Below are 21,147 nucleotides of genomic sequence, written 5' to 3' on the forward strand. Positions count from 1 at the left end.
CGGCCGGCGAGGCTTCCGGCGGGAACCGCGAGCCTCAGCCGTTGACCGCGGGAAACTGCGCCAGCACCGCATCGAGCAACCCCATCCGCAGCCGCACCATGTCCTCGCCCACCGCCAGCACCTTGGCGCGCCGGTGCGGCCGATCCTGCAGCAGGCGGTTGATGATCTCGCGCATCACCAGCGCGTGGCCCTCGTCCTCGCTCACGTGCAGGACGAAGAAATGCAGTTGCCGGTCGCTGTAGCCGGCCCGGCGCAGGCCGTCGAGCAGGCCGCCGTACAGCGTCGGGACGATCGCCTCGGCGCCCAGGCACAGCGCGGCCAGGCCCTCCAGCGGGTCGGGCGAGCGGCAGTAATGGAACATGCTTTCGATCAGCGCCGAGGTCTCGGGCAGGATCGGCGCGCTGCGCGGGCGCACGCCCAGCTCGCTGAGGCAGCGGCGGTAGAGTTCGGCGTGGGTGACGGCGTCGGGGCGGTCGAGCCCGGTTTCCTCGATCAGGTTGGCGGCCAGGGCGCGCACGTCTTCGTTACTGGGCATGCGCGACATCAGCGCGCACAGGTAGCGGGTGAAGTTTTCCGAGTAATAGCTGTGCTGGACCAGGAACGCGCGCAGCAATTCGACGGCGTTGGCGTCGTCGCGGCAGCGGCGCAGGAACGCATGGCGCTCCAGCTCCTGCAGCAGGCCCGGCGGGAACAGGTCGTCCCACAGGGCGGGCGGCGCGTCCAGGTGCGCGCGGAGGTCTTCGATGACGTGCATGGCGTTCCTCTAGGCGGGTGGCGTTGCGGGGATCGGTCGGGGCGGCGAAGGCTGCGGCGTAGGGGCTTGCAGCAACGGCCATGCCAGGCCGGTGCATGCGCGCACCCGCTCGGCGTAGGCCGCGCTCAGACGCCGGCTGACCGGGCCGGGCGCGGGCCAGTGCAGGGCGGGCGCGTTTTCGTGCAGCAGCTGGCGGATCGGGGCGAGGCCGATCAGGGCGTTGGTCATGAACGCTTCTTCGACTTCGCCCAGGCGCGCGGCGGGCAACGAGCGTTCGGCCGCCGCCAGGCCGAGCGAGGCGGCCAGTTCCAGCACGCAGGCGCGGGCGGTGCCGGCCAGCGGGCCGTCGCGCAGCGGCGGCGTGGTCAACGCGCCGTCGATGACGAAGAACAGGTTGCTGTACGCGCCTTCGCAAACGTCGCCGTGCGGGTTGCACAGCAGCGCCTCGTCGGCGCCGTGGGCGTGGGCCTGGTCGAAGGCGAGGATGGAGGCGAGGTAGTTGGCGTGCTTGCTCGCGGTCGGCGCCTGCTCGGGCAGGGCGTGGATGCGTTCGCTGGCGAATACGGCCACGCCTTGCCGGTAGACGCGCGGTTCGTAGCGCCGCGCCGGCAGGCAGGCGGCGACCCAGGTCGGGTCGCGCGCGCTGTCGCTGGCCAGTCCGGCGCCGCGGCCGCGGCTGAGCCACAGGCGCAGGGTCGATTCGGGTTCGCGGTGGGCGGCGATCACCGCGGCGATAGCCTCGCGCCAATCGTCGGCGCTCGGCGCGACGGCGAAGCGCAGCGCCTGCGCGCCGCGCTGCAGGCGAGCGAGGTGTTGGTCGAGCAGGAACGGCACGCCGGCGTAGACCGGGACGGTCTCGAACAGCCCGTCGCCGTAGAGGAAGCCGCGGTCGAACACCGAGACCTTGGCCTGTTCGGGCGGCACCAGTCGGCCGTCGAGCCAGATCATCGCTGCCAGCCCCAGCTGCGGCGCAGTTCGAGCAGGCCCAGGCGGTCCTTACGCAAGGCGCCCAAGTCGGAATCGGCCGGGCCGTCGAAGTGTTGCAGGCGCGCCAGCAGGCTCCAGCTGTCGTCGAGGCGGTATTCCAGGTTGGCGAACCAGGCGCGGCCGTGGCCGTCCAGGCTCTGCAGCACGCCGATGTCGCCGCTGAGGTCGCCTTCCAGCGGCGCGCGGGTGAGGCCGAGGTACAGGCCTTCGCTGTCGGCCTGGCTCTGGAACCAGATCGCGCGGTTGGCGCGCAGCAAGGGCGCCGGCAGCGCCGCGGTGCCGCGCGGGCGCTCGGCGCGGCGCTGCACGTACTGCGCCAGTCCCAGCCAGCCGCCGTCGAAATGCCGCTCCAGCCCGAGCACGGCATAGCGTTGGTCGCCCAGGCCGGGCGGCGGCGGTCCGTCGAAGCGGGTCTGCGCCCATTCGCCGCGCAGGCCCCAGCGGTCGCCGAGCGAGGCGCTGAAGTCGGCGCCGATCACGCGCACGCGCGCCTGGCTCAGGCGCGGCAGCGCCGCGCGCGCGAACGCGGGCAGGGTGGAATAGCCGTCGAGCACGCTCAGCGAGGCGTCCAGGCCCGCGCCGGCGTAGTCCAGGCGCAGCGCGCCGGTCGCGCCGGCGGCGCGGACGCGGTCGCCGCGCACGCCCGGCAACGGCTTCCACAGCGAACCGGGCAGCACGCTCGCGGGCAGGCGCGGGACGTGCAGCGCGGTCAGCGACCAGCGCTCGCGCCATTGCACGCGCGCGGAAACCAGATCGACGCCGATGCGGTCCTCGTCGATGTCGCTGACCAGGGCGCGCATGTTGCGCGGGGACAGGTTGTCGGTGGGATTGAGCCGGTCGGCGCGGCCCCAGGCGACGATCTGGCGACCGGCGCGCAGTTGCAGCGGGCCGGCGGTGTATTCGGCGAAGGCCTGACGCAGCGGCGAGGCGTCGTCGTAGCCGAGCCGCCGGTTGCCGGCGACCGCTTCGACCAGGCCGCGCCAGGCGCCGCTGCGCAGTTCGCTGCGCACGCGCGCGGCGGCGCCGAAGCGCGCATCGGCGTCGTCGAGGTCGCGGCTGCCGCTGGCGGCGAGCACGGCGCCGGAGGCGGTGCCGGTCCAGCGCAGGTCGCGGTCGGAGGAGGGATCGGCTTGCGTCGCCGACGAAGTCCCGGCCGGCGCCGCAGTCGCTTCCGGCGCGGGTTCCTGCGGCGATTCCTGCATCGCGGCGACCGCTTGCGTCTGCGCCTGCGGCGACGCATCGCCCGCCGGCGCGTCCGCCTGCGCCTGCGCCTGGGTGCAGGCGCAGGCCAAAGCCAGTGCGAGCAAGGCAGGCCGCATCACTGGCCCAGGCGCGATTCGACGAACGCGTCGTCGCGCTGGACGCGCGCGCTGTCGACGTTCTTCAGCGTCAGCACCGAACTGCGCCCGCCCTTGCTCGCGGTCATCTCGCGGCGGGTGGCGATGAACTTGCCGGGCTGGCCGGCCGCGGCGACGTAGCCGGAAATGCTCTGGCGCTTGAACTCCTGGCCGGACGCATCGAAGTAGCGCACCTGGACTACGGTGAAATCGTTCTTGCGCACCGTCGCCACCAGCTTGGCGTAGCCCAGCGACGCAGCGGTCTTGGCGTCGCGCGGCACCGACTGGACCACATAGCAATTGGCGCCGCCGCAGGCTTCGTCGGCCAGCGCGGTGTGGACGAAGTCGGCGCTGTCCTGGGCCATCAGGTCGGCGTAGGCGAAGTCCGAGCCCATGAAGCTGTCTTTCTTGTTCGACGCCAGGATGCGCCGGGTCTTGCCCATGCTGGGGAAGTAGATCCACAGATCGTCCTGGGCGGCCGCGTTCTCGTGCACCAGCACCGCGGTGCCGGCGACGTCGGCCGGCGTGGCGAAGCGGAACAGGCGGCGGCTGTCCACCGCGTTGGCCTGCAGCTTGTTGTAGACCACGCCGCCGCGGCTGCGCACGCGCTCGCCCTGGCGGATCTCCAACTGGCTGTCGGCCTGCCAGTTGGCGGCCTTTTCGGCGGCGCTGCTGCGCTCGAAGATCTGTTGCGCGGCGGGCTTGGCGGCGTCCTGGGCGAAGGCGGCGCAGGCGGTCAGCGCCAGCGCGCCGGCGAGCAGGCGCAGGGGAAGGCGGGCGATCATGGGTTCTCCTGGACGGGGTGGGTCGGGGCGGCCGGCGCGGAGGAGGCTTCTTCGGTCAGGCGCGGCAACAGGCCGCGCAGCCAGCCGGCGCGTTCCAGCGCCATCAGCACCGCGGGCACGAACAGGAACTCGCACAGCGCGCCGCAGCCGATCGCCAGCGCGGTGACGCCGCCGAACTTGGCCAGGCTCTGCACTTCCGACAGCATGTAGATGGCGAAGCCCAGCACCAGCACGCTGGACAGCAGCAGCATCGCCAGGCCGGTGCTGGCGAAGGCCTCGCGCAGCGAGCGGGCCATGTCGCGGTTGCGCCGGTAGTGGTCGACCACGGTCTTGACGAAATGCAGGGTGTCGTCGTCGAGGATGCCGATGGCGATCGCCGAGACCAGCAGGGTGAACGGGTCCAGGAACACCCCGGCATAGCCCATCACCGCCATCGCCACGCCGACCGGAATCAGGTTGCACAGCGCCATCGCCACGCCCAGGGTGGCGGAGCGGAACACCAGCACCATCACCACCAGCACCACCAGGAACGACAGGGTGATGCTGCGGATCTCGTTGGCGGCGAGGTAGTTGGTCAGGTTCGACCACAGCGGCACCACGCCGGTGGTCTCGATCGAGCGGATCTGCGGCGTCTCGCGCAGGATCCGCGCCGCCTCGGCCTCGACTTCGCGGAACAGCGGCTGGTACTGCGAGTCCGGCCGGTACTTCATGCGCAGGTTGATGCGCGCCTTGGCGTAGTCGCCGGTGACCATGCGCGCGAGTTCGTCGCTGCCGGAAGACTCGAACAGGATCAGCGACTCGGCCACCGCGGCGCGCGAGTCGGGGATGCGGTAGGCCGCCTTGTCGCCGCCGTGCAGGGCCTGGCCGATCTCCATCACCACGTCGGCGATGCTGTAGGTCTTCAGGCCGAGGTCGGCGTAGCGGGTTTCCAGCCGGTCCTGCAGCTCGCGCATGCGCTTGAGCACGCGCGGATCCTTGATCGATTCGCCGCCGGCCTCGGCGCTGTCGACCACCAGCTCCATCGACGCCGCGCCGCGCAAGGTATCGTCGACGTAGGTGTAGGACTGGTAGATGTCGGTGCTGGGCTTGAACAGGCCGACGTAGTAGTAATCGGTGGTGACCTTGGCCACGCCGAAGCCGACCACGGTCAGCAGCCCGGCCAGCGCCAGCAGCATCAGCCGCCAGCGCCGGGTGACGAAGTCGGCCACCGCGTGCATGCCGCGCATGCGGCCGTCCAGCAGGCGCGCGGCGCGGCCGGCGTCGGGCAGCAGCTTGAAGCGGCTGATCGCCAGCGGCACCAGCAGCCAGCCGATCAGCAGCGAGGCGACCAGGCCGGCGGCCATGGAAATGCCGATGCCCTGGACCGGACGGATCTCCGACCACGAGAACGACAGCAGCGCGCCGGCGGTGGTCAGCACCGACAGCGCGCTGGCGCCGGCGGAATGGCTGAAGCCCTCGACCACGGCCTCGCGCAGTTGCGCGCCGGCGGCGTACTGGCGGTAGATCTCGGCCAGCAGGAACACGCTGGAGCCCACGCCGACCGAGATCAGGAACGAGGGGATGATCGCGGTGAGCATGCCGACCGGCGCGCCGATCAGCGCGCTGACGCCCATCGCCACCACGATCGACAGCGAGGCCACCACCAGCGGCAGCAGGGCGACCAGCCAGGCGCGGAAGATCAGCCAGAAGCCGATCGTGACCAGCACGAACGACAGCGTGCCGAAGATCGCGCTCTCGCGGTTGATGATGGTGAACACGTCGGCGTCGATGATCGGCGAGCCGACCACGCGCAGGTTCAGGGACTGGAACTCGGGCGTATGCGCCAGCGCGCGGATCTTCTTCGCCAGCTCGATCTTGTAGACGATCTGGCGCGGCTTGAGCCCGGTTTCGGCGAGGATGCCCAGGTGGCTGCCGTCGCGGCTGACCAGGAAGTCGCGGTAATACGGATGGGCCAGGGCTTCGGCGCGCTTGGCCGCGAGCGCGGCCGCGTCGAGGTCTTCGCCGAGGAACGGCCCCACGTCCAGGCCGTTGCCGTCGACGCTGGCGATGTGGCGCACGCTGGCGATGGTGGTGACCTTGTTGACGTCGTCCATCGCCGCGATCCGCGCGCCGAGCTCGCGCACGGTGGCGATGAAGCGCGGCGTCCACGCCGGCGGCGCGTCCAGCACCAGGAAGCTGTATTCGTCGCTGCCGAAGTCGGCCTTGTACTGGGTGTAGCGGACCAGCGCCGGGTCGTCCTGCATGAAGAACGAGTCGGGCGTGTTGTCGAAGCGCAACTGGGTCAGGGCCAGGCCGGAGCCGAGCAACAGCGCCAGCAGCAGGGCCACGCAGGTGCGCGGATGGGCGAGGATGCGAAGGATCAGGGTGCGCATGGACGGTCAGCCGTTGGCGGCGAGGCTGGTGGGAGGGGCGTCGGCCGCGGTCGCGCGGCGCAGTTCGGCGATGAAGGGATCGATGAAGCGCGCGCGCATCTGCGCCTCGTCCATCTGGCCCTTGTCGTAGAGATAGACCAGGCGCAGCCGGCCGCGGAACGCGCTGATCTGCACCATCACCTCGCCCGGCGGGAACAGCTGCGGGAACGAGTAATAGCTGCGCACCGCGATCGGGCCGAAACGCTCCAGCCGCGCGTCGATCGGGCCGACATTGGTGCAGATCAGGTTGGCGCGGGTCAGCACGTTGGCGGCGAAGCGGATGGTCGCGGCCTTGGGCAACAACAGCGAGCTTTGGAACAGCAGGCGGAAGCGGTACAGCTCGGACAGGATCTCGCCGCCCTTGAGCGCTTCCAGGCGCCGGTTGGCGCGCGCGATCACCGCCTCGTCGTCCTCGTCCGGGTCCAGTTCCAGGGTGTAGGGCACGGCTATGCAGTCGTAGAGCGCGTGGATGCGCGGGTCGTCGACGAAGCGGCGCAGGCTGAAGTTGTCGACGATGCGCAGGCCGTGGCGCAGGCGCTTGCCCTGGCGCGCCGCGTCGGCCTTGGCGGTGCGCAGCAGGGCCAGCAACAGCAGCGGGTGGATGGTGCTGTCGCGGCGGGCGCCGGCGGCCTTGAGCTGTTCCAGCATCGGCGGCGGCAGCTCGACCATGAGCACATCGGTCTCGCCGCTGCGCTTGCCGTCGATCAACAGCCGCCCGGCCGGCATGAACAGGTCGTGGAAGAACCCGGCCACGCCTTTCCAGGCCAGGCGCAGCGCGCGCAGGCCGCCGATCCCGGCCAGGAACAGGCGGTCGTGGTTGTGCTCGGGCAGTTCGACCGTCCCGGTGTCCAGCGGCAGGCCCGCGGCCAAGCGCCCGTAAGCCTCGGCGATGTCGCCGGAAAACAGCTGCGCGGCCTTGCCGTCGGTGAAGGTGTGGCTGGTGAGGATCTGCAGGATGTGCTTGTCGGGCGTGCGGGTGTAGATGAAGCGGAACGGGTGTCCGTCGCGGGTCGGCACCCGCCGGCCCCAGGCGTTCTCCAGCAGTTCCGCGCGCAGGTGCGCGGGATCGAGATTGATGCTGGTGCGCTGCTCGACCTGGATCGGCAGGCGTTGCGGCAGGTGCCGCCAGCCCAGGATCACGCCGCGCTGGTATTGCACCGAGCGCGCGCGCGGATGGCGGTCGATGGTGTGCTCGATCGCCCGCGTCAGCAGGGCCAGGTCGGGCGCCGATTCCAGTTCGATCCAGTCGCAGGAATTGGCGTTGCAGATCAGGTTGAGGTGGGCGTAGATCTGGTTGAAACGACCGAGGCGATGCTCGACGGGGGCGGTCGGCGCCATGGCCTCAGCCCTCGTTGCCGGAGCGGTAGGGGAAGTCGTTCTTCTCCAGCGCGATCAGGTCCGGGCGGCCGAGTTCGTCGAACACCTCCTCGACCTCGGCGCGGAACTCGTTGCGCAGGGTCTCGTTGTCCTTGCGCTTGAGGCCGTACGCGCTCAGCCGCTCGCCGCGCTTGGTCGAGGGCGGGCCGAAGAAGTTCAGGCCCTTGGCGTACCAGTTGGAGATCTTGACCCGGGCTTCGTTGGTCTCGCCCTTGTCGGCCAGGTAGGTGCGCAGCTCGGCGAAGCCGAAGCCGATGTGGCCGCGCTCCTCGCGCAGGATCACCTGGTTGGCTTCGGCCCAGGGCTTGAAGCTGGCCTCGCAGAAGTTGCCGACCATGAACTTGCCGGCGCGGTCGAGGAACATGTGGTTGAGCATGATGTCGATCCACTCGTTGTCCTCGTGGCCCACGCTCAGCGGGCCTTCCAGCGAGGCGTCGTGCATCGGCCGGTGCGCGCGGCCTTCGGCGATGGCGATGGCCTGCTTCTCGGGGATGCCCATGCGTTCGAGCAGGTGGTAGATCAGATAGCTGTGGCGGGCTTCCTCGGCGATGATCTTGGCGAACACCCGGCGGCGCTTGTAGTCGGGCGACTTGGCGATCCACTCGATGCCTTCGGTCGCGGCCTTTTCCTCGGAATAGGCCTGGATCGCCATCAGCCGCACCAGTTCCTGGCGGTAGTCCTCCGGCAGGTCGGGCAGGTCGGCGAAGTCGATCGAGCTGGGGGCGTAGTTGAACGCCGGCGCGTGCGCGGCGTCGGCGAGGGCGACAACGGTGGTGTTCATGCGCGGTTCCTTGTCAAAGAGAGGGGCCGGGAAAGAAGAGGGCGGTCAGGCGGTGGCGTAGCGCTGGCGGACCTGGCGCTTGAGCACCTTGCCGGTGAGCCCGCGCGGCAGCAGTTCGCCGGGCGGCAGCACCTCGATGCGGGCCAAGCCGTGGCCCGGCGCGTGCTGGCCGAGCCAGCGCTCGAAGTCGCCGGCCTCGGCGCTGTGGCCGGGGCGGCATTCGATCACCGCGCCGGCGGCGGCATCGAGCTCGATCACCGCCACGTCGGCCACCGCGGGATGCTTGAGGATGCGTTCCTCCAGCTGCAGCGAGTACACGCGGCCGTCGCCGGCGCGGATCGAATCGACTTCGCGGTCGAGGTGGTAGTAACCGCCGCCGCGGGTCTTCACCGCCACGTCGCCGGTCCACCACCAGCCGTCCAGGTACACGCCGTGCAGGCGGTCGTGCGCGTTCCAGTAGCCCTTGAACAAGGTCGGCCCCTTGACCATCAACCGGCCCGGCTGGCCGACCGGCAAGGGCCGGCCCTGGTCGTCGGCGACCTTGACCTTGGGGCTTGCGGGCGTGGGACGGCCGACATAGCGGTCGAAGCGGCGGGTGAAGGAGAAGCTGACCTTGAGCAGCGCGGCGAAGCCGACCTCGGAGGTGCCGAAGAACTCCAGGTACATCGAGCTGAGCACGCGCTTGCCGAACACCCGCGCCATCGCGCCGTGCGCGGTGAACTGGCGGATGTGCACTTCGTGGCTGGAATCGCCGCCGGCCATCCACGCCTTGACGTGGGACAGGTCGAAGCGCGACAGCCCGGCCTCGCACATGCCCTGGTAGACGTCGGGAAACGACAGCACCAGGCTGCAGCGTTCGCGTTCGATCAGGCCCAGCAGCTGCTCGGGCGATTCCTCGCCGGGCACGTAGCCGGGCACGCCGGCGGCCAGGCAGCTGACGATGCTGGCCTGGGTGATGTGGTGGTTGGTCGGCGAGGCCAGCAGGATGCGGTTGTCGCGGGTGATCGGCTGGATCAGCAACTGGCCCTTGGTCGCGCGGACCAGGCTGTAGGAGCCGTGCAGCACGCCCTTGGGAAAGCCGGTGGTGCCGGAGGTGTGCACGATCATCACGTCGTCGTGGCGCTGGATCGCGACCGGCGCGAACCCCTCGGGCGACGGCGCCAGGCACTGCGCCAGCGCCAGCACGCCCTCGCCGGGGCTGTGCGCGGCGTCGGTCACCAGCGCGGTGCGGCGGCCGTCGGCCAGCGGCTCGCGCTGCAGCCGCGGCAGCCGCGCGCCGTCGACGAACACGAAGCGCGAACCGGTGTAGTCGAGATAGGCGTTGAGGTCTTCGGCGCGCATGCCGCCGTTGATCGGCACGGTGATCGCGCCGGCGCGCATGATCGCCAGCGAGTACAGGAAGTACTCCACGCCGTTGTCGAGGTAGATCGCGACCCGGTCGTAGCGCTGCAGGCCCAGGCCGACCAGGGTGCGCGAGAGCCGGTCGCAGACCTCGCGTAGTTCGCCCACCGTGAGCGAGCGGCCGTGCACGCCCAGGTGCGCGAGGCTGCTGGAGAAGCGCAGCACTTCGAAGTCCGCGCCGTAGACGGCGATCGACTTCTCCAGCGCGTTGGCCACGGTCAGGTGGCGGTCGAAGACGAACTTCAGTCGGGAGAGCATGGCGGCGTGCCTCAGGCGGGCAAGGGGTGGGCGGCCGGGGCGGCGGCCGGCGAGTCCTCGGCGCGGTGCGGCGCGCCGCGGGCGGTGCGCGCGTGTTCGCGCGCGCGCTCCTGCTGGGCGTGTTCTTCCTGCGCGCGCAGGCGCAGCGGCGCGCGCTGCAGCTTGCCGGTGCCGGTGCGCGGCAGCGCCTCGACGAACTCGACCAAATGCGGATAGCGGCGCGCATCCAACTGGCGCTTGCACAGCTCGCGCAGTTCCTCGGCCAGCTCCGGCGAGGCCCGGTCGGAGACCACCCAGGCCTTGGTGCGCAAGGTCGCGGTGTCCTCGGCGATGCCGTCGGCGCTGGAGGTGACCGCGGCCTCGCGCACCGCCGGATGGCTCAGCAGCACTTCTTCCAGGTCCAGCGGCGACACCCATTGCCCGGCGACCTTGAACATCTCGTCGTGGCGGCCGCAGAAGTGGAAATAGCCGTCGCCGTCGCGCCAGAACACGTCGTTGGTGCAGTACCAGCCGCCGTGGAAGCGATGGTGGGCGGCGCGGTCCTGGCGCGAGACCGACAGCGACGGCCCGCGCAGCCACATCACCCCGCGCTCGCCGTTGCGGCACGGGCGGCCGTCGTGGTGGCGCAGCACCGCGTTGAAGCCCGGCACCAGCTTGCCGGTGGCGCCTTCGCTCTCGCTGTCGGCGACGTTGCTCAGATAGGTCGAGAACGCCTCGGTCGAACCCAGGCTGTCGAGCAGGCGGATGCCGTGGCGGCGCAGCCAGTGCGCGGCCACCGCCTGCGGCAGGCGCTCGCCGGCGGCGACGCACAGGCGCAGGCTGTTGCGGCCTTCGATCCGCGCCGACAGCGCTTCGTCGTCGAGCAGGTACTGGTACACCGTCGGCACGGCGAACATCACCGTCGGCCGCGCCTCGACGATCAGCTCGGCGACCACCGCCGCGGAGATCTTGCGCGGCGCGATCACCGCGGTGGCGCCCTTGAGCAAGGCGATCAGCAGGTTCTGCAGGCCGAAGGCGAAGCTGGTGCGCGAAGCGGAGAACAGCACGTCGCTGGCGCGCAGGTCGAGCAGGTGCGCGGCGTAGCGCTCCAGCGCGACCACCGGGTCCATGTGCCGGTGCTCGATCAGCTTGGGCTGGCCGACCGAGCCGGAGGTGAACACCGCGAACGCGGCGTCCAGCGGGCCGGTGGGCGAGGGCAGCGGCGGTTCGCCGTCGTCGCCGTCCGCGGGCGGCGCGGCGGCGTCTTCCAGCGCCAGCACCGGCAGCGGCAGGCCGGCTTCGGCCAGGCGCGGACGCACCGTCGCGTCGGCGATCACCACGGTCGCTTCGGCCTGTTCGAGCAAGCCGGCGATGTCGCGCGCCGGCAGCAGCGGATTGATCAGGGTGCAGACCGCGCCCAGGTGCATCGTCGCCAGCAGCGCGGCCACGTGGCGGGCGTCGTCGTGCGAGATCAGGGCCACGCGCTGCTGGTAGCGCACGCCGGCGGCGGACAGGCGGCGCGCGCACGCGGCCACGCGCTGCGCCAACTCGGCGTAGCGCAGCGGCTCGCCGTCGTGGCGGATGGCGACCTTGTCCGGATACGCGCGCGCGGCGCCGGCCAGCAGGTGGTCGGCGATGTTGAACTGCGCGGGCAGGGCGCGCTGCTGCACGAACAGCCGCGCCTCCGGCGACGCGTCGCGCGCCACCCGGCTGCGCTTGAGGAAGGCGCGCAGCCAGCCCAGCACCGCCTGGCGGTCGACGTCGCGGCCGGCCTGCAGGTCGCCGCCGCAGGCGCGCAGGGTCGCCTCGCGCTGGAAGTGCTTGTCGCCGTGCAGGTAGGGGCGGTAATGGGCGACGCGGCGGGCCAGTTCGACTTCGCGCCGCGATAGCGGCTCGCGCTCCAGTTCCCGCGGCGCCACCATCGACAGCGGCACGCCGGTGGCTTCGGCCACGCTGGAGACGAAATCGCCGACCGGCACGGTCGTCGCCGACACCAGGTGGTACACGCCGCCGCGGCTGGCGTCGCCGTCGAGCGCCAGCATCTCCTCCACGCACACATCCACCGGCACCAGGTTCAGCCGAGCGCCATCGGGGACCATCAGGCGCAAGCCGCGCTGGGTCGAGGGGCCGCGCTGCGCCGACCAGAACTCCTCGAGCAGCTCGCAGAACTTGTACAGGCCGCTGTCGCTGGAGCTGAGCCAGGTGCGCGAGTGGCCGACGATGATGCTCGGACGCATCACCCGCCAGCCCAGCCCGGCCGCTTCGGCGCGGGCGACGATGCGGCGCTCGGCCTCGAACTTGCTGCGCTCGTAGGGATTGGAGAACGCCGCCGGCGCCTGCTCTTCCAGGCGCTCGCCGATCGCGCCGCTGCGGTCGCCGGCCACGTAGGCGGTGCTGACGTAGTTGTAGTCGGCGCAACCCGACGCGATCGCCAGTTCCAGCGCGTGCATCGCGCCCTGGGTGTTGATGCGCTCGAGTTCGCCGGCTTCCGACTCGGTGAAGCGCACGGTCGCGGCGACGTGCCAGAACGTCGCGTTGCTGGCGCCGGCGTCCGCGTCGTCGCCCGACAGCGCCTGCGCCAGGCGCTGGGCCAGGCCGGCGTCGGGCCGCAGCGGATTGCCGTCGATCACCTGCAGGCGCGCCAGGTCGGCGGCGTCGAGCACGCAGGCGCAGGTCTGCGCGGCCAGGCGGACCGCGGCGACCACGCGCTCGCGCGCGCGTCCGCCGTCGCTGCGGGCGATGCACACCACCCGTTCGCGCGGCTGCCGCCGCAGCAGTTCCAAGACCAGATGGGAGCCCAGGTAGCCGTTGGCTCCGGTCACGACATGAGTGCGTTGCATGTTCTAGCTCCTGGGTTGCGCGAGCGGAACGGGCACGACGGGCGCGGGTTCGGCCTCGCCGGGAATTCGCCAGGCCTCGGCGTCGCCGCTGGCGCAGCGCGCGACCGCGCGCATCGGCGCGCGCGCCTTGACCAGGATCTCCTCGAACTCGCCGTCCGGATCGGACAAGGCGATCACCGCGCCGCCGACGCCGAGTTCCAGGCTGCCGTCCTGGTGGACCAGGGTGCGGATGACCATGCTCAGGTCGGCCGCGCCGTTGAACGAGAGATAGCCGATGGCGCCGGAATAGATGCCGCGCGCGGACGCTTCCAGCGCGTCGATGATCTGCAGGGTGCGGCGCTTGGGCGCGCCGGTCATCGAGCCGCCGGGGAACGTGGCCTGCAACAGGTCGACCACATCCAGCCCGGCGCTGAGCTGCGCGCGCACCGTCGATACCAGCTGGTGCACCGAGGCGTAGCTCTCGACCTGCATCAGCTTGGGCACCCACACCGAACCGACTTCCGACACCCGCGCCAGGTCGTTGCGGGTCAGGTCGACGATCATCAGGTTTTCGGCGCGGTCTTTCTCGCACTGCTTGAGCTCGGCGACGATGGCGCGATCGTCCTCGTCGCGGCCGGCGCGCGGGCGCGTGCCCTTGATCGGCTTGATCTCGACCACGCCGTTGGGGCTCAGCCGCAGGAAGCGCTCCGGCGAGGAACTGAGCACGTCGAACCCCGGGTGGCGCAGCAGCGCCGCGTACGGCGCCGGGTTGATCTGGCGCAGGTGGCGGTACAGCTCGACCGGGTCGAGGTCGGCTTGCGCGCGCAGCCGATTGGTCAGGCAGACCTCGTAGGTCTCGCCGTCGCCGATCTGGGCGAAGCATCGGTGGATGCGCTCGCAATACGCCTCGCGGTCGAGTTCCAGCTGGAATTCGACCGGCTCGGCGCGGTCGCCGTGGCTCAACGCGGGCGCCGGCGGCGTCGCCTGCAGCAGCGCGGCCATGCGCTCCAGCCACGCGCCGTCGTCGGCCTGCGCCGACTGCGACCCGGTCGCCACCGCATGCCAGCAGCGCTCCAGGTGATCGTAGGCCAGGAAGCGGCGGACCAGGCGCAAGTACAGATCGGGCTGGCGCGCGCGATGCGGCCCGGCCACTTCGGTCAGCGCCTTGAGTTCGTAGCCGAAATAGCCGACCCAGCCGCCGACGAAGTCGAACGGCAGGGTTTCGCCGCCGCGCAGCTCGACGTCCAGGCCGGCGCGGATGCGTTCGAACACGGTGTCGGCGCCGGCGTCGCCGACGCGGTGGACCAGGGTTTGCGCGCCGGCCTCGCGGCCGTCGCCGATGAAGCTGAAGCGCGAGTAGCCGGGCCGGATCGCGCTGGAATCGAGCCAGAACGCAGTGTCGTGGGCGGCGAAGCCGTGCAGGAACACCGCCTGCGGATCGGCCGCGGCCGCCAGGCGCCGCGACTGGATCGTCCAGGTCTCGCGCGCCTGCGTCGGCGGCGCGGCCGGCTCGCCCGCCGACGCGCTGTCCGCGCCGCGGCGACGGCGCTTGCGCGCGGTGTGCTGGCGGGCCAGGTCGATGAAGTTGTTGATCAACTGGTGGCCGAACTCGGTGTGGATCGACTCCGGGTGGAACTGCACGCCCCACAACGGACGCTCGACGTGCTCCAGCGCCATCACCAGGCCGTCGGCGCTGCGCGCGGTGACGCGCAGGCCCGCCGGCAACGGTTCGGCCGCGATCAGCGAGTGGTAGCGCACCACATCGAACGACGAGGGAATGTGCGCGAACAACGCGCTGCCGTCGTGTTCGACCGTGCTCAACCGGCCGTGCATCGGCTGCGGCGCGTGCGCGACGGTTCCGCCGAAGACATGCACCAAGGCCTGGTGGCCGAGGCAGATGCCCAGCACCGGCACGCCGGCGCGGGCGATCGCCTCGTTGCTCACGCCCATGTCGGCCGCGCGCTCGGGGCGTCCGGGTCCGGGCGAGATCACGATCGCGTCGTAATCGCCCGCTTCGATCCCGGCCCAATCCACCGCATCGTTGGCGACGACCGTCGGCGCTTCGCCGTTGGCTTCGCCCAGGTAGTGCGCGATGTTGTGGGTGAAGCTGTCGTAGTTGTCGACCAAGAGCACTTTCAAGCGATCCATGTGCGTTTCGACCTCTTCGAATCCGCTGGCGGTCGTCGCGGCGCGGCTGGCGAAGCGCGCCGTCGACGAAACTGGCTTGCCGTATCGGCAAAAAAACGGGAAAAACAGGCAAAAGCATCCGCTGCGCGCCAGCGGCGCGTCGGCGGTCGAACCTGGTGATGGATACCCCGGCGAACGGCGTCGGCACGAACGCAAGACCGCTCCGCCGCCGAAGCTGGCGGAACAGGAAGTTCGTGGGGATGCCGCGGCGCTACGACTCTCGTATTTCGTCGATCCTTCGAACGCGTTGACTCTCCTGATGCGCGTGGTTCAGCGCGCGGCCACTATCGATGATGAAACGACAAAGCGTCAACGCCATTTATGGATGACGCTGGACAAATTTGTGTGACTACATCCTAAGAACGAAATCCGCGTGATAAATCGCATATTTCCGGCGTTACATCGTCGATACATGCGGCGCATGCGGCAGTGGTATCGCATTCGTTTCCGAGATCGATCGCCGCAATGTTCGCGTCATGATCTTTCGATGTGTAGATATGCGCGAGAAAGGTCGCACCGGTTGATACGCGGCTGTGACCGCGCGCTCATCCGTGCATACGCAACGAGCGCGCCACACGGCACACGCGCGCGCTCACGCGGATGACCGGCGAATACAGCGGCGCTTCAGCCTTGAGTCGACTCCAGGTTTGGTCCGGATGCGACGGGAATTGCGGCACAGGCGCGTTTTGCGGACGACGGCCGAAAAGACGACGACGCAATTCGCGTTGTCGAATCGCAAAGCAATTCGCACAAGTCGTTTTGGTTACCGCTACCGGCGACGGCGGCGTTTCGCGTCGCGTCATTGGCGCGCGACGATAGGATGGCGCGACGGATTCGGACTGCACGCATCGACGAATGCGAGGCGCGTGCGCGCGAGACGACGACTCGCCCGGCGCTGGTCAAGCGTATACGGGCCATGCCGCGATGACGACCTGTGTCGACGGCGGACTCGGCGCGATCCGTCGCTTAATCGAATGTCTTATTGACAGGCCGCTTGGCTATCGCGTCGGGCGCGAAACGCTGCGCTCGCGCTGGCGTCGCTGCTGGATCGCTTCAGCGTGCAGGTCGGCGTCGGGTGCCGGCGGTCGATGCGCCGCCTGCTAGATGTGGTCGAGTGTGACGCCGCGCCGCGCGCGTTCGACCACCGCCGGATAAGCGCCGGGCCGCGGGCGGGACCGGCGCGCGATCGCCGCCGGCCGCGCTCAGTAGACCGGCAGCGCGATCGAACTGGCCGTGTCCGGCGAATGCCAGACCCGCTGCGTCGCCTTGCGGTAGTCGCCGGGCTGGGCGAAGTAGATGTTCGGCACGAAGCTCTGCGGGTTGCGGTCGTACAGCGGGAACAGCGTCGACTGCACCTGCACCATGACGCGGTGGCCGCGCTGGAACACGTGGTTCGCCTGCGGCAGCGCGAAGCGGTACGGCAGCGGCCGGTCCGGCGCGATGGCCTTGGCTTGTTCGAAGCTTTCGCGGTAGCGCCCGCGGAAGATCGCCAGCGCGATCGGCAATTCGTAGCCGCCCATCTCCGGCGCCGAGGCGACCTGATCGGGATAGACGTCGATCAGCTTGACCACCCAGTCGCTGTCGCTGCCGCTGGTGGACGCCACCAGGTTCACCTGCGGCGTACCGGCGATGCGCAGCGGCGCGTCCAGCGGTTCGCTGACGAAGCTCAACACGTCGGGGCGGCCGTCGACGAAGCGCTGGTCCTTGACCAGCCAGCTCGTCCACATGTCGCGGTCGCCGAAGCGCACCGGTCGCGGCGCGAACGGCACGGGCTTGGCCGGGTCGGAGACGTATTGCTCGTAGTCGCCTTCGCCCGCGCGCGGCGCCTGGAAGGACAAGCGGCCGCCGGCGCGCAGGTACAGCGCCTTCGCCGCGGACGCGCAGCCCTGCGCGCAACTGCGCGGCCAATGCGGCAGCCGGTCCCAGCGGTCTTCGCCGGTGTTGTAGACCAGCACCGGCGGGGTGTCGGCCTTGGGCGCGCCTTCGACCAGATATTGATCGAAGAACGGCTTGAGCACGTCGCGGCGGAACTGCAGCGCGGTGTCGCCGTCGAACTTGATCGCGCCGAGATTGCGCGCTTCGTAATTGACCTGGCTGTGCCGCCACGGGCCCATCACCAGGTAGTTGCGGTCGTTGCCGGTGTCGCGCGGTTCCATCGCCTGGTAGGCGTGGTTCGCGCCCCACATGTCTTCCTGGTCCCACAGGCCTTGCAGCCACATCGTCGGCACCTTGACCGGCATGGACGCGAGCGTGCGGTCGAGCGCCTGTTCCTGCCAGAACGCGTCGTAGGCCGGGTGTTCGGTCAGCTTGTGCCACCACGGCAGCTGCTCCAGGCCGTTGGCGCGCGCGTAGTCGCCGGCCGAGCCGGCGCGCAGAAAGGTGGTGTAGTCGTCGTAGGCGGTGCTGGGGATCGCCGCGCCCTTGCCGCGCTTGCTCATCTGGCCGGTGAAGTAGCCGAAGTTGACCTGGCGGAACGCGCCGTAGTTGAGCCAGTCGTCGCCCATCCAGCCGTCGATCATCGGGCTCTGCGGCGCCGCCACCTTCAGCGCCGGATGCGGATCGGTCAGCGCCATCGCCACGGTGAAGCCTTCGTACGACGAGCCGAGCATGCCGACGCGGCCGTTGGATTCGGGCACGTGCTTGACCAGCCAGTCGATGGTGTCCCAGGCGTCGGTGGCGTGATCGACCTTGCTCGGATTCAGCGGCCCGCGCAGCGGCCGCGTCATCACATACTCGCCCTGCGAGCCGTACTTGCCGCGCACGTCCTGGAACACGCGGATGTAGCCGGCCTGGACGAACACTTCGTCGCCCTGCGGCAGGATGTCGAGCATGCGCGGCGAATCCAGGCGCTTGGCGCGCCCGGCCGCGTCGTAGGGCGTGCGGGTCAGCAGGATCGGCGCGTTCTTCGCCCCCTTGGGCACCACGATGACCGTATACAGCTTGGTCCCGTCGCGCATCGGAATCATCGCCACGCGCTTGTCGTAGTCCGCATCCTGGGCGGGCACGACGAACTCCTTGCCGGTGATGTCGGGCGTCATCGGCGCGGTCTGCGCCTGCGCCTGGGTCGTCATCAGCAAGGTCAGCAGCATCGATGCGGCGAGGGCGCTGCGCTGCGGGAAGAGCCGGGTCTGCATGAAGGTCACCGAGGGGCGGATGCGTACCGGTCGATTGAACCGGCTGTCCCCTCGGCTCACAAGTGCATGGTCGGGCGTCTTGCGCGGATCGGGCCGCCGCAACCGCCTCGGCATGGCCGGGCGCCGCCGCGGGCCGCGCGGCGGCGCCCGGACGCGGGCCTCAGCCGCCGCCGGCCACTTCGCAGTTGTACATGCAGATGCCGTAGAACTTCTCGCACTTCGCTTCGGTGCCGCCGTTGCGATAGCAGTTGTACAGGCCCCGGGCGCAGTCGTTCTCGCAGGTGGAGGCGAACGCCACCGAGCTGAAAGACAGGCCGAACGAAAACATGCACAGGGCGACGAGCAGGATCTTTGCGTTCATCGTTGCGTTCCTCCATGGGCGCACGGGCGAGCGGTCGCCCGATGCGGCCGGCGTGTCGCGCCGCGCCGCTGCGGGCCGGAGGCTTCGCCTCCGGGGTTCGGGGCTTGCGGTCCCCTCTTGTGCACTCGCAGGACGCCGGGGAAACGGCTCACGCCTTGAGGGCGGGCGACGAAGATCCGGCGATGCGCTCGCCGCGGGCTTCGCCCAGGCTCAGGGTTCGGGCCGTGCGGGCCGGCGGATCCGGTCCAGGCCGCGACTGCGCGGCGACGCCTCAGCAGGAATCGCAGGCGACGCCTCAGGCCTCGTACCGCTTCGCGAGGAAGGAGCTACCGCGGCGGACGCTTGAACAGGCGCACCGGCTTGCCGGGCGCGCGTTCGATCGTGCCCTTGGCTTCGAGATCGAGTTGCACCGCCTTAAGCCACCAACCCGCCTTGGCGCCGCCGGGAAACAGGGCCTCGGGCAACCCAGGCAATAACGCGTCCTTGGCCTCGGCGACGCTCAAGCCCGGCGGCGCTGCGGGCAGCACGGCGAGCAGCGCATCGCGCATCGCGGTGTACTTGGCCCGGTCGACGCGTTGGCGATGGCCGGGAGAGACCGCGTTCTCGATCTCGATCCTGTCGTCGCGCTCAGACATGCAGGTCTCCGGCGACGGCGACCTGCGGGACGCGGAAGCCCATCGCGATCCAGGCCTTCATCAGTTTCGCGTAGAACGACAGCGACTGGCGCCGCAGGTTGGGGACGTCGTCCGGCAACGCCGACCGGTCTTCCAGGTCGCCGGTCATGGTCCGCATCTGCAGCGGCGGCAGCGCGCCTTCGCGCCACAGGCCGGCGTACAGGCTCAGCCAATGTCCGCCCTTGAACTCCATGAACACCGGCGTGTTGCAGCACGCGGCGACGACGCGGCGGGTGCCGGCGCCCGGAGCGAGACGGAATTGCCTGAGCTGCTGCGCGCCGCGGACGAAGCGGACCCGGTCCTTGCGCTGCAGGACGAAGCGGGTCGCGCCGTGCGCGCCGAGCACCGGGCGCGCGCCCGGCAGCCGCGCCAGCCGCGCGCCGGCCTCGCGGCAGCTGTGGCAACAGCACGCCACGCTGGCGATGGGCGCGCCTTCGACTTCCAGGGCGAGCCGGCCGCAGGCGCAGGCGAGGGATTGGGTCGATGACATGGCGGGCCTTTCGTCGTGGGTTCACTGCTTCGACGAACCAGCCCCGGCGCTTTCGACACGCCGTGGGCGACATTCCGCCCGCGCCGCGTTTCAGGCCTCGGCCGGCAGCTCGCGTTCGCCGGCGCCGGCTTCGGCGCGGCGGTGCCGGCGCAGGAACGCCTGCCCGCGCCGGCCCGGCGCCATCGCCACGCCGGTGGTGACCAGGAAGAACCGCTCCAGGTCCGGCGACAGGCTGCTGACCACCCAGAAATCGTCGGCTTCGCGGTGATTGATCGCGTAGTACAGCGGCAGCCCGCGCGCGCGCAGGTCGGCCACGACCGCGGGCAGCAGTTGCTGCGGCGTCGCCCGCGCCGGCTCGGCGTAGTCCCAGGCCGCGCGGTGCAGGCGGCGCGGATCGATCTCGCCCATCGCGCAATCGCGCAGCCGCGGGTATGCGGCCAGCAATTCCAGGCTGAGCCGGTCGAGCCCGGCCAGGTGCTCGGTGTCGCGCTTGATGTCCACGCACTGGACCAGTTCGCTCAGCGCGCGCAGCGCCGCGTGGCGCGGGTACGGCGAGGCGCCGCAGCCGTAAGAGAACACGACCTCGTCTTCGAGCCGGCGCTCGGCCACGGCGATGAACGCCGGATAGGCCAGGTCGGTGGTCATGTCGATCAGGCGCAGCCCGCAGCCGAGCCGCGCTTCGGCGATGCGGTGGGCGCGCGCCAGTTCCTCGGGCAGCGACGCCGGCGCGATCCAGCGCCCGTAGGCGATGTCGCCGCCCAGGTGGTGGGCGATCAGGAACAGCGACCAGGCGTCGCGCTCGACGATCTCGCCGATGCCGTGCAGGGCCGCTTCCTCGAAGCTGGCGCCGATCGCGGTGCCGCTGTTGGAGCCGAAGCGCAGGGCGCTGGTGTAATCGAAATCGTCGCGCGGATCGATCGCGCGCGGGCTGCCCGGGTAATCGGGAAAGCTCAGGAACAAGGGCACGGGCAGGGCGTCGCCGTCGTCGTAGGCGGCGTAGGAACGGCACGCCAGGCGCCGCTGCGGCTGTTCGGCGAACGCGGACAGGAACGGCAGCGCGGCGTAGCGCGGGTCCTGGGCGATCGATTGCGCGCTGCGATAGTCCCACTGCTGCGGCAGCGTCGCGGCCTTGCAGTAGTGGTGCTCGACCGCCTCGTACACCGCGCCGGTATAGGCCGCGTCCGGCTCGCCCTTGCCGCCTCCGAACGCGAGCACCTGGCCGTCGCCGTCGAGCAGGAAGCACTTGGCCGTGACCAGGCCTTCGCCGAGCCGGTCGGTGTCTATGCACCAGCCGCGGCGCGCGATGCACGCGCGGATGATGCGGTCGGCGTCCTCGAGGCTGCGCTCGCGTTCGTACGGAATCATTGCGCGGTCTCCGGTTCGGCGGCGGCGGACGTGCGGCGCGCGCGGAC

16 protein-coding genes are annotated in these 21,147 nt (G+C 70.5%); 1 reads left to right on the top strand and 15 read right to left on the bottom strand.

What is annotated here, in order from left to right; genetic code table 11:
- Window positions 1-34 precede the first annotated feature (34 nt).
- Genes BLV01_RS11700 through pabB form a run of 10 tightly spaced genes read right to left on the bottom strand, consistent with a single transcriptional unit; the run spans window position 35 to window position 15,037 of the window.
- A complete protein-coding gene (locus BLV01_RS11700; RefSeq protein WP_091799273.1) occupies window positions 35-754 on the bottom strand; it encodes a TenA family transcriptional regulator in 720 nt (239 codons plus the stop codon).
- A gap of 9 nt (window positions 755-763) precedes the next feature.
- Window positions 764-1,702 (bottom strand): aminotransferase class IV, encoded by a 939-nt coding sequence (locus BLV01_RS11705; protein WP_091799276.1) that lies wholly within the window; start codon window positions 1,700-1,702, stop codon window positions 764-766.
- The gene (locus BLV01_RS11710) at window positions 1,699-3,048 is read right to left on the bottom strand and encodes a DUF1302 family protein (RefSeq protein ID WP_139178631.1); all 1,350 of its coding nucleotides are present in this window, start codon (window positions 3,046-3,048) and stop codon (window positions 1,699-1,701) included. The genes BLV01_RS11705 and BLV01_RS11710 overlap by 4 nt, the downstream gene beginning before the upstream one ends.
- An 11-nt stretch (window positions 3,049-3,059) precedes the next feature.
- Entirely contained in the window at window positions 3,060-3,863 is an 804-nt protein-coding gene (locus BLV01_RS11715) for an outer membrane lipoprotein-sorting protein (protein WP_091799283.1), read from the bottom strand.
- The gene (locus BLV01_RS11720; RefSeq protein ID WP_091799286.1) at window positions 3,860-6,235 is read right to left on the bottom strand and encodes an efflux RND transporter permease subunit; all 2,376 of its coding nucleotides are present in this window, start codon (window positions 6,233-6,235) and stop codon (window positions 3,860-3,862) included. The genes BLV01_RS11715 and BLV01_RS11720 overlap by 4 nt, the downstream gene beginning before the upstream one ends.
- Window positions 6,236-6,241: 6 nt before the next feature.
- Window positions 6,242-7,612 (bottom strand): condensation domain-containing protein, encoded by a 1,371-nt coding sequence (locus BLV01_RS11725; RefSeq protein ID WP_091799289.1) that lies wholly within the window; start codon window positions 7,610-7,612, stop codon window positions 6,242-6,244.
- A 4-nt stretch (window positions 7,613-7,616) separates the two neighbouring features.
- On the bottom strand, window positions 7,617-8,432 hold the full coding sequence (locus tag BLV01_RS11730; protein ID WP_091799292.1) for a Phenylacetic acid catabolic protein: 816 nt from the start codon (window positions 8,430-8,432) through the stop codon (window positions 7,617-7,619).
- 45 nt (window positions 8,433-8,477) lie between these two features.
- Window positions 8,478-10,091 carry a class I adenylate-forming enzyme family protein gene (locus BLV01_RS11735; protein ID WP_091799295.1) on the bottom strand — a complete coding sequence of 538 codons (1,614 nt, stop codon included), beginning with the start codon at window positions 10,089-10,091 and terminating at the stop codon, window positions 8,478-8,480.
- 11 nt (window positions 10,092-10,102) lie between these two features.
- Entirely contained in the window at window positions 10,103-12,910 is a 2,808-nt protein-coding gene (locus BLV01_RS11740) for an AMP-binding protein (RefSeq protein WP_091799297.1), read from the bottom strand.
- 3 nt (window positions 12,911-12,913) lie between these two features.
- On the bottom strand, window positions 12,914-15,037 hold the full coding sequence (pabB, locus tag BLV01_RS11745) for an aminodeoxychorismate synthase component I (protein WP_217633494.1): 2,124 nt from the start codon (window positions 15,035-15,037) through the stop codon (window positions 12,914-12,916).
- On the opposite strand from pabB, the gene BLV01_RS25430 reads away from it, so the two are divergent.
- On the top strand, window positions 15,036-15,425 hold the full coding sequence (locus BLV01_RS25430; RefSeq protein WP_139178632.1) for a hypothetical protein: 390 nt from the start codon (window positions 15,036-15,038) through the stop codon (window positions 15,423-15,425). The two genes, pabB and BLV01_RS25430, sit on opposite strands and share 2 nt — an antisense overlap.
- An 853-nt stretch (window positions 15,426-16,278) precedes the next feature.
- On the opposite strand, the gene BLV01_RS11750 is transcribed toward BLV01_RS25430, so the two are convergent.
- The 5 genes from BLV01_RS11750 to BLV01_RS11770 all read right to left on the bottom strand — a co-directional run bounded on the left by BLV01_RS11750 (window position 16,279) and on the right by BLV01_RS11770 (window position 21,100).
- Entirely contained in the window at window positions 16,279-18,165 is a 1,887-nt protein-coding gene (locus tag BLV01_RS11750) for a CocE/NonD family hydrolase (RefSeq protein WP_091799994.1), read from the bottom strand.
- A 205-nt stretch (window positions 18,166-18,370) separates the two neighbouring features.
- Window positions 18,371-18,571, bottom strand: a complete 201-nt coding sequence (locus BLV01_RS11755) for a hypothetical protein (protein WP_091799300.1) — start codon at window positions 18,569-18,571, stop codon at window positions 18,371-18,373.
- A gap of 326 nt (window positions 18,572-18,897) precedes the next feature.
- A complete protein-coding gene (locus tag BLV01_RS11760) occupies window positions 18,898-19,206 on the bottom strand; it encodes a DUF6958 family protein (RefSeq protein WP_091799302.1) in 309 nt (102 codons plus the stop codon).
- On the bottom strand, window positions 19,199-19,735 hold the full coding sequence (locus BLV01_RS11765) for a GFA family protein (protein ID WP_091799305.1): 537 nt from the start codon (window positions 19,733-19,735) through the stop codon (window positions 19,199-19,201). The genes BLV01_RS11760 and BLV01_RS11765 overlap by 8 nt, the downstream gene beginning before the upstream one ends.
- Window positions 19,736-19,825: 90 nt before the next feature.
- A complete protein-coding gene (locus tag BLV01_RS11770) occupies window positions 19,826-21,100 on the bottom strand; it encodes a YcaO-like family protein (RefSeq protein ID WP_091799308.1) in 1,275 nt (424 codons plus the stop codon).
- Between the last annotated feature and the right edge of the window lie 47 nt (window positions 21,101-21,147).

Origin of the sequence: Lysobacter sp. yr284 (assembly GCF_900107375.1) — a bacterium.
Taxonomy (GTDB): Bacteria; Pseudomonadota; Gammaproteobacteria; order Xanthomonadales; family Xanthomonadaceae; genus Lysobacter.